10 protein-coding genes and 1 pseudogene are annotated in these 12,315 nt (G+C 72.9%); 2 read left to right on the top strand and 9 right to left on the bottom strand.

All coding sequences use genetic code 11. The annotated features are described in order from the left end of the window. Window positions 1–83 precede the first annotated feature (83 nt). A pseudogene (locus AB0C76_RS33415) lies at window positions 84–353 on the bottom strand (IS5/IS1182 family transposase); the annotation flags it as partial. On the opposite strand from AB0C76_RS33415, the gene AB0C76_RS33410 reads away from it, so the two are divergent. Continuing rightward, window positions 307–528 carry a hypothetical protein gene (locus AB0C76_RS33410; RefSeq protein ID WP_359972839.1) on the top strand — a complete coding sequence of 74 codons (222 nt, stop codon included), beginning with the start codon at window positions 307–309 and terminating at the stop codon, window positions 526–528. The pseudogene AB0C76_RS33415 and the gene AB0C76_RS33410 sit on opposite strands and share 47 nt — an antisense overlap. 276 nt (window positions 529–804) lie before the next feature. On the opposite strand, the gene AB0C76_RS33405 is transcribed toward AB0C76_RS33410, so the two are convergent. Next, complete coding sequence (locus tag AB0C76_RS33405; RefSeq protein WP_359972835.1) at window positions 805–1,260, bottom strand: STAS domain-containing protein; 456 nt, start codon at window positions 1,258–1,260, stop codon at window positions 805–807. Window positions 1,261–1,793: 533 nt separating this feature from the next. Here AB0C76_RS33405 and AB0C76_RS33400 point away from each other — a divergent pair. Continuing rightward, window positions 1,794–1,952 carry a hydrophobic protein gene (locus tag AB0C76_RS33400; RefSeq protein ID WP_359972833.1) on the top strand — a complete coding sequence of 53 codons (159 nt, stop codon included), beginning with the start codon at window positions 1,794–1,796 and terminating at the stop codon, window positions 1,950–1,952. Between the two features lie 545 nt (window positions 1,953–2,497). Here the strand turns inward: AB0C76_RS33400 and AB0C76_RS33395 are convergent. From AB0C76_RS33395 to AB0C76_RS33365, 7 genes are all read right to left on the bottom strand, one after another. After that, window positions 2,498–2,956 (bottom strand): SRPBCC family protein, encoded by a 459-nt coding sequence (locus AB0C76_RS33395; protein WP_359972831.1) that lies wholly within the window; start codon window positions 2,954–2,956, stop codon window positions 2,498–2,500. Window positions 2,957–3,232: 276 nt separating this feature from the next. Continuing rightward, window positions 3,233–4,051, bottom strand: coding sequence for a ribonuclease BN (locus AB0C76_RS33390; protein WP_359972829.1), 819 nt, complete (start codon window positions 4,049–4,051; stop codon window positions 3,233–3,235). 149 nt (window positions 4,052–4,200) lie between these two features. Continuing rightward, window positions 4,201–4,569, bottom strand: coding sequence for a low affinity iron permease family protein (locus AB0C76_RS33385; RefSeq protein ID WP_359972827.1), 369 nt, complete (start codon window positions 4,567–4,569; stop codon window positions 4,201–4,203). Window positions 4,570–4,584: 15 nt separating this feature from the next. Beyond that, window positions 4,585–4,785 carry a hypothetical protein gene (locus tag AB0C76_RS33380; protein WP_359972825.1) on the bottom strand — a complete coding sequence of 67 codons (201 nt, stop codon included), beginning with the start codon at window positions 4,783–4,785 and terminating at the stop codon, window positions 4,585–4,587. Window positions 4,786–5,013: 228 nt separating this feature from the next. Next, window positions 5,014–5,379 carry an ATP-binding protein gene (locus AB0C76_RS33375; protein ID WP_359972823.1) on the bottom strand — a complete coding sequence of 122 codons (366 nt, stop codon included), beginning with the start codon at window positions 5,377–5,379 and terminating at the stop codon, window positions 5,014–5,016. A 448-nt stretch (window positions 5,380–5,827) separates the two neighbouring features. After that, a complete protein-coding gene (locus AB0C76_RS33370) occupies window positions 5,828–8,146 on the bottom strand; it encodes a SpoIIE family protein phosphatase (protein ID WP_359972821.1) in 2,319 nt (772 codons plus the stop codon). Continuing rightward, window positions 8,143–12,252: a HAMP domain-containing protein gene (locus AB0C76_RS33365; RefSeq protein ID WP_359972819.1), complete on the bottom strand. Its 4,110-nt coding sequence runs from the start codon at window positions 12,250–12,252 to the stop codon at window positions 8,143–8,145. The genes AB0C76_RS33370 and AB0C76_RS33365 overlap by 4 nt, the downstream gene beginning before the upstream one ends. Window positions 12,253–12,315 lie beyond the last annotated feature (63 nt).

The following is a 12,315-nucleotide window of genomic DNA, read 5'->3' as shown; positions in this document are numbered from 1 at the left end:
ACGTCCATGCCTTCAACGCGGACGGCAAGGAGATCTACAACCAGAAGACGCAGCCCACGGTCAAGAACACCCGTCAGTAGGCGTCACTCCGGGCGATTGGTGGTGGAGCGGCTGTCCCAGCGGCAGCACGGGTCGCACGGCGGACGAGCATGCGCAGGGTGACGATTCCGGCGGACGGGTGGAGGTGGACGTCCACGACGCGCCAGCGTTTCCCGGTGCAGCGCGACCGCCGAAGCCGTTCATCCACGAGCGGTTCCGCTCCACCACCACCACCGCCGGCCGGCCCGGATCGGGGCTGGGGCGCCCTTGCGGGCGATCTCGCCGGCGAAGCCCGAGTCCCCGGCACCCCTCGTGGGCCTGCGGATCGGCACCCACGTCCTGCTCGGCGCCCTCGGCTTCGCCCTCGTCTCGGCACTCGGCCACGTCCTGATGGCCCTGGTGATGGCCGGCGTCACCGTCGGCCTGCTGGTGTACGTCCGGCGGACCGCACTCGCCGCCCTGGTCACCGCGGGCAAGGCCACCGCCTGACCCGCCGCACTGTGCGGGCCCACGCCGCAGGCCGAACGCGGGACGGCACGTAGTTGCGGCGGCCGACCCGTTCCACCGGCGAGTGAGGCGCTCCCCGACGGCTCGGCGCAGCAGGGGCGAGCTTCGGCGGCAGCTCGCCGACTGGCAGAGCACGATCGGCCTGGGTCATGACCGACGGCGGCACGACGGTCTCTCGGCGAGCGGTCGTGCGGGTCGACCGGCCGGATCGCCGGCGACGCCACCCGGGTGCCAGGAGCGACGAGGGCGACGCCGCGGTCATGGGTCCGTGTTCTCGTGGCGGGGACCCTCGGAGGGGCTTCCCAGGGCTTCTTCGGCGGTGAAGAGGCTGGTTGTCTCGGTGATCGCGAGCAGGTGCTCGACCTGGGTGCTGGCCGCGGTGATCTTGAGGGTGCGGCCGGCACGGTGCGCGGTGCTGCGCAGGCGCAGCATGAGATTGAGGCCGGCGCTGTCGCAGAAGGTGACGGCGGAGAGGTCCAGGTCGAGCCCTGTGCGGCTGCCGCCGAGCGCGCGTTCAAGGGTTTCGCGGAGGCCGTCGGCGATGTCGAGGTCGATCTCTCCGCACACCGTCGCGCGGGTTCGCTCACTTTCGGTGACCAGCTTGACGAGCAGGCCGTCGGCGATCCACTGGTCGGCGGGCAGCTGACTGCCGCCCGACGCGGGCGGTGGAGGAGTCGGAGTGGCGGAGTGCGCCGCGGGCGGCTTACCGCTCATGGTCTCTGTCTCCTGCCTGGGGAGGGTGGGGGACACCTTCAGCGTCTGCCGAATCCCTTCTCGCGTCAACCGATACGTGAACGGTGATTCGTCAATGGCAATACGGGTAACCGGGCTCCTGCGCTCACGGGTCGGTCAGCGGAGCAGGACGGCCGACAGTTCGACCGGCGTCGGGCCGTTGTCCGCGGGGCGGCGCAGCTGCTCGCCGTCGATGACCTGGTAGACGTTCGACCGTCCGACGCGCGGTGGCCGAGGTAGCCGTCGGCTTCGAGGCCGGCGATGATCCGCTGGGCCGCCCGCTCGGTCAGCAGGCGGCCTGTCGCGATGTCCCGCACCCTGATGCCCGGGTCGCACAGGACGATCGCGATACGCGAGACACGAAAGTGAATTCGCGCTTTCCTTTGACGCGAAATGCGCGTGATCCGGCCGACGGGCGGCGGCCCTGGGAAGTCACCGACTGCATGTATGGACCGGCCGCAGCCGGGCACACGCCGTGTCCGAAGACTCCATTGCGCACGAAAGGACCGATTCCGATGCTCGTCCTCGTTCTCGTCCTGCTGCTGGCCTTGATCCTGGGTGGTGCCGGCTTCGCCATACACATCCTGTGGTGGATCGCGCTGGCCGTCCTGGTGCTCTGGGTCCTCGGCTTCGTCTTCGCCGGCGGCAGCGGCCGACGGTGGTACCGGTGGTGACCTTCCCTCACACAACCGGAGCCGGGCCCTGCCACCAGGGCCCGGCTCCGGTGTCAGAGCTCCCGGGCTCCAGGCAGACCGCCTGGAGCCCGGGACGCACACGGACGGACCGACCGGCGAACAGCCGGCCACCGCGGGCATCCGGGAAAGAGCCGTCACGGCCGGTTTCACCCGGGCCCGGGACGTCACGCAGCGAATTTCTTCCCATTCTCCCCTTCCGCCTCGTTCCGTTCTCCCATTCCGCCCTGTTCCGGTCGCTGCGCACTTTCTTGTGGTCCTCCCGCAGTAGGACGACGGCATCGTTCGACATTGTTCGTGTCCTCCTCGGCAGCTTGCCCGTCCGAGCGCGTCCCCGGGCGGCCCCGGCCGAATCCCACGCCTCGCGAGCCGTCTCCTGCTGGTCCGGACGGCCGGGCGGCCTTGGGTGCCGCATTCGGGCCTGCCCGGAGACCCGGACACCGACTCGGATCACCACCGGGCGCAGGCATGCCGCGGCCCCGGCCGCTCGGGCCGGGGCCGCCCCTCCGGATGATCGGCGACGGGGCTCAGCCAGGGGTGATCCGGCCGCGCCAGCCGCCCTCCTCCCGGCCCTCCTGCTCGATGAAGTCCTTGAAGCGGTGCAGGTCCCCCTTGACCCTGCGGTCGACCATGCCCAGCATGTCGCCGGCCCTCTCGGCCATGCCCTCGGGTTCGAAGTCGATGGCCAGGTTGACCCGGGTGTGCAGGTCGTCCAGCCGCTGGAACGTGACGACGCCCTTCTGGCGCACGTCGCCGTCCGTCGTCCTCCAGGCGATCCGCTCGTCGGGCAGCTGGTCGACGATCTCGGTGTCGAACTCCCGGGTGACACCGCCGATGCTGGTCCGCCAGTGGTTGTGGCGGTCGTCCAGCTGGGTCACCGCCTCGACGCCTTCCATGAAGCGCGGGAACTCCTCGAACAGGGTCCACTGGTTGTAGGCGGTGTGCAGCGGCACGTCGACGTCGACCGTCTCCTTCACCATGCTCATCTGGGGCCTCCTTGCGGGTTCGACGGCCGGGCCGTTCCCGGCCGCCCGGGCGCCTGCCCGCTCCGCGTCCCCCTAACCGCTCCCGCGGGCGCATTCTTGAAGCAGCGTCGGTCCGTCCCCCTGGCCGAAACCGCGATGCGAGTGGACCACGATGACCAGTTGGGCCCGGTCCCGGGCGGCGAGCTCGGCGAGCAACCGCCCGGGGGTGGGTCCCACACGGGCAGCTGGGAGCCGACCCGGTGGTGGCACGTAGCGGCCGGCCGGCCCGACCGGCCGCTACGGCCCGCGGCGGGCCTCGACGACGGCGCGGCCGGCCAGTGCGCCGGCGTAGACGGTGTAGCCGACGCCGATCAGCCAGGACTGGACGATCAGCACGGTGCCGACCGTCCCGTAGGAGACGGCGTTGGACACCAGCAAGGGGGCGAAGACCAGCCGGGAGAAGAGGCGGAGCCCGGCCAGCGCCGCCATGGTCGCGACGGCTCCCGGCAACAGGTCCCTGGGCGGGACGCGCCCGGCGAGCAACAGGTGCTGGAGCCACCAGAACAGCAGGATGCCGCCGATGATCGTCGCAGCGATGCGGGCGGTGGGCTGGAAGGTCGAGTGGCGCCACGGCGTGCCGCTCCAGGCTGCGAGCACGAGGTACCCGATCAGCCCGGCCAGGCCGAGGACCTGGCGCCAGACCGTGTGCCACGGGCCCCGGTCGAGTTCCCAGATGCGTTCGTAGACGCCCTGGACGGAGGCCATGAGGGAGATCCCGAAGACCGCGAGCGCGGCCAGGCCGAAGCCCGTGGTGGTGCTGAGCACCTGGCCGCGGGAGACGAAGAGTCGGGTGACGGCGGTGGCGCCCTGGCCGGTGAGGCCGAGGCCGTCGGTGATCCACTCGGCGATGCCGCTGCCGCGGGAGGGGAAGGCCGCGGCGATGACGATCAGCAACGGGACGAGGGTCACGAAGAACAGCGCGGCGAACGCCATCGAGCGCTGGAGAAGTTCGATCGTGCGGCCCTGTTCCCACACGCTGCGCGCCGCCGTCCGCAGGACCTGCCACCAGGTGCGGGCGGGCGGCGTGACCCCGCTGCGGTGGGGCGTGTCACCCATCCGCGGTGCCGGGCGGCGACGGTCGGTTCAGGGCCACTGGATCCTCACTGTTCTCGGCGCCCGTTGACGTGTCCTGTCAGGATGCCACCCGGCGGGACGCATTCGGCGGTCCGCCGTTCCAGCCGGTGCCACGGGTGCGTCCAGGCGTTTCAGCTCTCGTCCTCCAGCCGGATGGCCTCTTCCAGGGATTCGACCGCCTTGTCGGTGTGCCCGCTGCGCTGTTCGAGCAGAGCGGCGGCGATCGAGTCGAGCTTGCGCTGGACGGCGTGCTCGGCGCGCCGTTCGGAGTTCTTCAGCAGAGCGAGGAGGAGCAGTGTCACGGCGGTCATCAGATCGCCGATCAGGAGTTGCCAGCCGAGCGCGAGGCCGGCGGCGTGCACGGCGACGAAGGCGGCCACCAGGAGCAGGCACACCAGGAAGAACACGGGCGAGCTGGTGAAGTTCGAGGCCCGCTCGGCCACGCGCCCGAAGCCATGGTGGCCGCCGCCTGCGCGCTCGGCGGGATGCTGGAACGACATGTCCCGGCCCGCCCGTCATGGGGCCTGGGTATCAGCCGCCGGCAGGTGCGGCTCCTCGTCGTCCTCCGGGTCCTCGCCCTCGGCCCGGACGTCCGCCGGCGTGGGCGCCACGATCTCCCGTGTCTCCGCGGACCGTTCCCGCACCTGCTCGTCGTCTCGGCTCGCGTCCACGTCGGGGGTGCTCACGTCGGGGGTGCTCACGTCGGGGGTGCTCATGATGTCGGCCTTTCGCCTGGTGTTTCCTCCCGAAGGAGGGGGCACCAGGCGGCTGCCCGGCTTCGCAGGTTCCACACCGGACCCACCTGATTCCCCGTTTCCGACGAACGTTCCACCTCAGGCCGACTCGCTGGTCGGTGGGTCGTCGGCGGTGGTTCAGGAGTCGCCCGTGCGCCCAGGTCCGGGCCGGGCAGCACGGCGCGCCCGGCGGGCGCCGGATGCCCGCCGTCAGCCCGCGGGCAAGCGCACGTCGCACCACACCGTCTTGCCCGGCCCCGACGGGCGCCAGCCCCAGCGCAGGGCGAGGCGGCTCAGCAGGAACAGGCCCAGGCCCCCCGCCTCGTCCGGGCCGCGCGGCCGCCGCGGCAGGGGTGGGCGCGGGCTGGCGTCGCTGACCTCGATCCGCAGTCGGCCGGCGGCGCGGACCAGGACCAGCGCTCCGGGCTCGCTGCCGTGGCGCAGGGCGTTGCCGACGAGTTCGGAGACCAGCAGGACCGCGTCGGCGACCACCAGCGGGTCGGTGACGTCGGCCAGGAACGCGGCGGTGAAGGCGCGGGCGTCGCCTGCCGCCCCTGGCCGGGCCGAGAACGGCATTCGCCGTGCCTGCGGTTTCGTGGGCGACGGACGCGCGGAGGAAGGCACTGATCGGCTCATGAGATCGTCGCCTTCCTCCCTCCCCGAGAGGGTCCGTGGTGGTCGTGGGTCCGGTGGGTGGGCGCCCTCAGTGACCGAACAGGTGACGGGTCCGGCCGCCACGTGGGGGGTTCGGCCGGCGCGCCGACGGCGCGGCCGCCCTGCTGGGCGACGGGTTCCTCCTGCGGCGCGAGCACCTCGCCCTCCTCCCGTGGGAGGGATGGGGCGGGTCGGGCCGGCCGCACCGGAAGGGCCGTGCGGTGGGCCACCGGTCGCGCGCCCGGCCGGCCGGGGTGCCGGGTTCGCCGGGCCATCAGGGCCAGACCCAGCAGCAACATGAGGAGTCCTCTCCTCTCCGTTCCGGTCCTGGTGGCCCCCGCGGATCGCGCCTACCCGGGCACGCCTGCCCCTAACACCGCGCGTCGCGGGCACGGTCCTCTCGTGCGGGTCGCCGGCCCTTGGCGCAGGGCGGTCCCTCATCCACCCGGACGGCGACCAGGCACGTGTCGTCGTCGGTGTCGGCCGGGCTGAGTTCCAGCAGGCGGTCGAGGTAGCCCTCCAGGTCGGGGCCGGGGGCGCCGGCGGCGCGGATCAGCTGGTCGACGGACTCCTCGACCGGGCGGTCCCGGCGCTCGACCAGGCCGTCGGTGTAGAGGAGCAGGACGTCACCCGGGGGCAGGTGGGCGGTGTGCTCCTCGTACCGGGCCTCCTCCAGGGCGCCGAGCAGCACGCCGTGCGGCAGCGGCAGCACCTCGGCGCCGTCCGGGCCGAGTCGGATCGGCGGCAGGTGGCCCGCCCGGGCCCAGCGCAGCCCGCCGCTCGCCGGGTCGAGCAGGACGCAGACCGCCGTGGCGGTGACCTGCCCGCGCAGCGCCACCGTGTTGACCCACCTCAGCAGCCGGGCCGGTCCGGCGCCGGTGACCGCGAGGCCTCGCAGGGCGTGCCGCAGCGCGACCATGCCGGTGGCCGCGCCCACGCCGTGGCCGGCGATGTCGCCGACGGCGAGCAGGACGCACTCGTCGGGCAGCGGCAGGACGTCGTACCAGTCGCCGCCCACCCGGTCGCGCTGGGCCGCGGGGCGGTAGCGGACGGCGGCCCGAAGACCGGCCGGGCCGAGCGGGGGCGGTGCGGCGGGCAGGATGGCCTGCTGGAGCCGAAGAGCGAGTTGTTCGCTTGCGGCGGTCTCCTGCTCACTGTCGGCCAGACGTTCCCGGGTGGCGCCGAGGGCGATCTCCGTCCGGTGCTGCGCGGACACGTCGTGGAAGGCGCCGCGGACCGCGGTGAGCCGACCGTCGTCGTCGAGGACGGGCTCTGCGACCACCCGGGTGTGCCGGGAGGTGCCGTCCGGGTGGATCAGCCGGACGACGGCGGCGGCGGTGCGGTGCCGGTGGCTGACGGTGTCCAGCAGCCGCCGGACCGCGGGCTCGTCGTCGGGGTGGGTGTGCCCGGCGAGCCGGGCCAGCGGGACGGGGTCGGCGTCGGGCGGCAGCCCGTAGATCTCCCGCAGGCCCTCGCTCCAGCGGATCCGTCCGCCGGCGGGGTGTTCCTCGAACCCTGCCACCCGGGCCAGCCTTTGGGCCTGGTGCAGCAGGGCGGCTTCCTCGGCCTCGTCGGCCGGCTCGCGTTCCGGCTGCCAGCCGACCACCAGCCGGTCGCCGTACGGCGCCGCTGAGAGCAGGACCGTGGCGGGAAGGGCGAGTTCGTCCCTCCGGAAGGCCAGTCGCACGCGTTCGGCCGGCAGCGGTTCCCCGGTCTCGTGCACCCTGAGCAACCGTACGAGGAGGCCGGTGGCGCAGGCGAGAGGATAGGCCTCCAGGAGCGAGGTGCCCTCCAGTTCGTACCGGGGGCGGTCCAGCGGATCGTGGAAGCGCGCGTTGGCCCGCACGAGCGTGAAGTCGACGACCTGTCCCCGGCGGAGGACCGGTTCCAGCAGCAGGGCCGGGGCGGGAAGGCCGTCCAGGAGAGCGTCGTCGGAAGGGACAGCGGCCCGGGCGTCGGCCAGGAGGGTCGCGCAGAGGTCGGCGAGGGCGTGGAGCTGACGCCGCTGGGGCCCGCCGAGCACGGGGGTGGGGCCCGGCGCGGGCCAGACGATCTCCAGCGCACCCCGGCGACGGCCCCCGGCGAGCAGCGGGAGGACGGCCCGCGCCGTACCGGGTCCCACCGACGGGCCCTCCGTCCCCGGGTCTCCGGGCCACAGCTCCGTCCCGCCGGCGGCGACACGTTGGGCCGGGGTGGGGATGCCGGGCGGTACCCGGCTCCACGCCGCGGCCTCACCGGCGGGCAGCCCCGCGTGCGCTGCAAGGGCGAGCACACCGCCCGGCAGTCGCTGCCACAGGGCGACGGCGTGGACGCCGAGCGCGCCTGCCGTCTGCTCCAGCGCGGCTTCGGCGGCGCGTTGCAGGTCGGGGAGGGCGGCGAGCGCGGGTGTCACCGGTGGCACGGAACCGGGTGTCCCGACAGGTCGCTCGGGTGGAGGGCCGGACAAGCCGACGATGTCGGCGGCCAGGGCTGCGACCGGTACGCCCGCCTCCCCGGCGAGCCGGGCGAGGTGGGCCGCAGCCTCGGCGGGGCACACGTCCAGGCGCTCGGCCAGCATCCCGGTGGCGAGGTCGACGACGGCCCGGGTGCGCTCCTCGGCGCGCATCCGGACGGCGGCGCGCTGTAGCCGGCGGACGGCGCCGGCCAGAGCCCGGGCCGTGGCGTCCGCCGGCTCGTGCCCGGCGGTCATGTCGCGTCCAGGACGTGCCGCATCCGGTCGAGCAGGTCGTCGGTGTCGACGGGCTTGGTGACGTGGTCGTCGGCGCCGGCCGCGAGGCTCTTGTCCTGGTCGCCGGGCATGGCCTTGGCGGTGACGGCGATGACGGGCAGGCGGGCGAAGCGTTCGTCGGCGCGGATCGCGGCGATCGCGGCGTAACCGTCGAGGCCGGGCATCATCACGTCCATCAGGACCAGGTCGGTCTCGGGGTGGGTGCGCAGCAGGTCGAGGCCGGCGCGGCCGTCGCCGGCGTGCAGGACGGTCAGGCCGTGCTGTTCGAGGGCGGCGGCCAGGGCGAAGACGTTGCGCAGGTCGTCGTCGACGATCAGGACGGTCCGCCCGGCGACCGGGTCGTCCGGGGACGGGATCACGAGGTCGGCGGCCGGCACGGCCGGCGCGGCCGGATGGCGACCTCCCAGCAGGTGGATCACGCGTTCCCGCAGGTCGTCCAGTCCGTGGATGACCACGACTCCTCCGGCGGCGGTGTCGCTCCGACCGCCGGCGCCGTCGCCCTGGTAGCCGAGGACGGGGGTGCCGTCCGCCAGGGTGTCGAGCAGGGCGGGGGCCAGTTCGCCGGACCGGGCGAGGTCGAGGACGACGCAGCGGTAGGGCCCGGCGCCGAGGGCGGCCCGCAGTTCGGCCTCGTCCCCGGCGGTGTGGAGGCGGACCGGCTGCTGCGGTGCGCCCAGTGCGTCCGTGGCGGCGCGGGTGAGCAGGGTGAGCAGGGCCGGCGGGTCGGGCTCGACCACCAGGATCCGTGGCTCGGACTCCGCCTCGGCGTCCGGCTCGTCGGGTCCGACGAGCGGCAGGTAGAGGGTGAACCGGCTGCCTTTCCCGGCGGTGGAGCTGACGGTGAGGGCGCCTCCGAGCAGCCGGGCGAGCTCGCGGCTGATCGACAGCCCGAGGCCGGTGCCGCCGAAGCGCCGGCTGGTGGTGCCGTCGGCCTGCTGGAAGGCACCGAAGATGAGGTCCAGGTGGGCGGGGTCGATGCCGATCCCGCTGTCCTCGACGTGGAACGCCACCGCCCTTTCCGTTCGGCCGAGTTCGGTCGGCAGACCCGGGCCGTCGGCGCGCTCGATCCGCAGGCCGACCCGGCCGGTGTCGGTGAACTTGACGGCGTTGGAGAGGAGGTTGCGCAGCACCTGGCGCAGCCGTGCCTGGTCGGTGACGAGTCGGTCGGGGACCGCATCGCCGACGACGGCCTCGAAGGCGAGGCCCTTCTCGTCGGCGAGCGGGCGGAAGGCGGACTCGACGTACTCCAGCAGCTCGCGCACGGCGAAGGGCTCGGGGGTCACCTCCATCTTCCCGGCCTCGACCTTGGAGAGGTCGAGGATGTCGTTGATGAGCTGGAGCAGGTCGGCGCCGGCGGAGTGGATGACGCCCGCGTACTCGACCTGCTTGGGGGTGAGGTTGCCGGTGGCGTTCTGCGCGAGCAGCTGGGCGAGGATGAGCAGGCTGTTGAGCGGGGTGCGCAGTTCGTGGCTCATGTTGGCCAGGAACTCGGACTTGTACATCGAGCTGAGGCTCAGCTGCCGGGCGCGTTCCTCCAGTTCCTGGCGGGCCTGCTCGATCTCCAGGTTCTTGGCCTCGATGTCGCGGTTGCGCTGGGCGAGCAGGGCGGCCTTCTCCTCCAGTTCGGCGTTGGAACGCCGCAGCTCCTCCTGGCCGTCCTGCAACTCCTCGGAGCGGGCCTGGAGTTCGGCGGTGAGCCGCTGGGATTCGCCGAGCAGTTCGTCGGTGCGGGCGTTGGCGAGCAGGGTGCCGATGTTGACGCCGCAGAACTCGGTGAACCGTTCCAGGAAGTCGCGGTGGACCTGGGTGAAGGAATGGACGGAGGCGAACTCCATGACGCCGAGCAGCCACTCCTCCAGCGCGATCGGCAGGATCACGAGCGAGCGGGCGTCGGTGGAGCCCGCCCCGGAGGCGATGACGGCGTAGCCCGGGGGCAGGTCGTCGAGTGCGATGGTGCGCCGGGTTCGGGCGGCCTGTCCGACCAGGGACTCCCCCATGCGCAGCCGCCGGGTTTCCCCTGTCGGGCGGCCGTAGGCGCTGATCAGGGCCAGTTCGGTGCCGGTCCCGCGCTCCTCGGCGAGGAAGAAGGCGCCGTACTGGGCTCCGACCAGCGGCGTCAGCTCGTCGGTGATCATTTCGGCGAGAGCCCGGATGTCGCGGCGGCCCTGGATCGCGGCGGAGAAGTGGGCGAGGTTGGTCTTGAGCCAGTCCTGTTCCTGGTTGGCCAGGGTGGTGTCGCGCAGCGACTCGACCATGGCGTTGATGTTGTCCTTGAGGTCGGCGACCTCGCCGGAGGCGTCCACGCTGATCGAGCGGGTGAGGTCGCCGGCCGCGACGGCGCTGGTGACCTCGGCGATCGCCCGGACCTGTCGGGTGAGGTTGCCGGCCAGTTCGTTGACGTTCTCGGTGAGCCGCTTCCACGTGCCGGAGACGCCCTCCACCCGCGCCTGGCCGCCGAGTCGCCCCTCGCTGCCGACCTCGAGCGCGACCCGCGTCACCTCCGCCGCGAAGGAGCCGAGCTGGTCGACCATGGTGTTGATGGTCGTCTTCAGCTGCAGGATCTCGCCGCGCGCGTCGACGTCGATCTTGCGGGTGAGGTCGCCCTCTGCGACGGCCGTGGTGACCTGGGCGATGTTGCGCACCTGGCTGGTGAGGTTGTGCGCCATGAAGTTGACGTTGTCGGTGAGGTCCTTCCAGGTCCCGGCGACGTTGGGCACCCGGGCCTGCCCGCCGAGGATGCCCTCGGTGCCGACCTCCCGGGCCACCCTCGTCACCTCGCCGGCGAAGACCGACAGGGTGTCCACCATGGTGTTGATCGCGTCGGCCAGGGCCGCGACCTCGCCCTTGGCCTCGACGGTGATCTTCCTGGACAGGTCACCGCGCGCGACGGCGGTCGCCACCTCGGACATGGAGCGGACCTGGCCGGTGAGGTTGGAGGCCATCACGTTGACGTTGTCGGTGAGGTCCTTCCACGTGCCGGAGACGCCCCGGACGGTGGCCTGCCCACCGAGGTTGCCGGCGGTGCCGACCTCCCGGGCCACCCGGGTCACCTCGTCCGCGAAGGCGGACAGCTGGTCCACCATCGTGTTGATGGTGTCCTTGAGCTCCAGGATCTCCCCCCGCGCGTCGACGCGGATCTTCTGGGTGAGGTCGCCCTCGGCGACGGCCGTGGTGACCTCGGCGATCGAGCGGACCTGGGCGGTGAGGTTGTCCGCCATGACGTTGACGGACTCGGTGAGGTCGCGCCACGTCCCGGAGACGTCGCGCACGTCCGCCTGACCGCCGAGTCGGCCCTCGGTCCCGACCTCGCGGGCGACGCGGGTGACCTCGTCCGCGAACGCCGAGAGCTGGTCGACCATCGTGTTGAGGGTCGTCTTGAGCTCCAGGATCTCCCCGCGGGCGTCGACGTCGATCTTGCGGGTCAGATCGCCCTCGGCGACGGCCGTGGCGACCTGGGCGATGTTGCGCACCTGGGCGGTGAGGTTGCCCGCCATGAAGTTCACCGAGTCCGTCAGGTCGCGCCACGTCCCGGCGACGCCCTCGACCCTGGCCTGGCCGCCGAGCCGCCCCTCCGTGCCGACCTCCCGGGCCACCCTCGTCACCTCGTCGGCGAACGCCGAGAGCTGGTCGACCATCGTGTTGACGGTGTTCTTGAGCTCCAGGATCTCCCCGCGGGCGTCGACCTCGATCTTCTGGGTGAGGTCACCGCGCGCCACCGCCGTGGTCACCTGGGCGATGTTGCGCACCTGCCCGGTCAGGTTGCCGGCCATCGCGTTCACCGAATCGGTCAGGTCCAGCCACGTTCCGGCCGCCCCGGGGACCTGGGCCTGGCCGCCGAGCCGCCCGTCGGTGCCGACCTCCCGGGCCACCCTGGTCACCTCGGAGGTCACCCGGGCCAGCTGGTCCGCCATCCCGTTGAAAACCGTCGCGATCTCCCCGAGCACACCGGGCTGGTCGGACGTGAGCCTGATCCGGAAGTCCCCGTCGCGCACCGCGGTCAGCCCCGCGAGCAGCTGACGCAGGGCGTGCTGGGCCGACGTGGCACCGGGTGCCGGCTGCTCGTCCATCCGTCCCACCGTCCGGACCGGTCGCATGACCGAGGTGCCCCGACCGGGCGCCCCGGCCCGGAG

The sequence above is a fragment of the Kitasatospora sp. NPDC048722 genome (genome assembly GCF_040650235.1).
Taxonomy (GTDB): domain Bacteria; phylum Actinomycetota; class Actinomycetes; order Streptomycetales; family Streptomycetaceae; genus Kitasatospora.
This window is presented reverse-complemented; position numbering and strand designations above follow the sequence as displayed.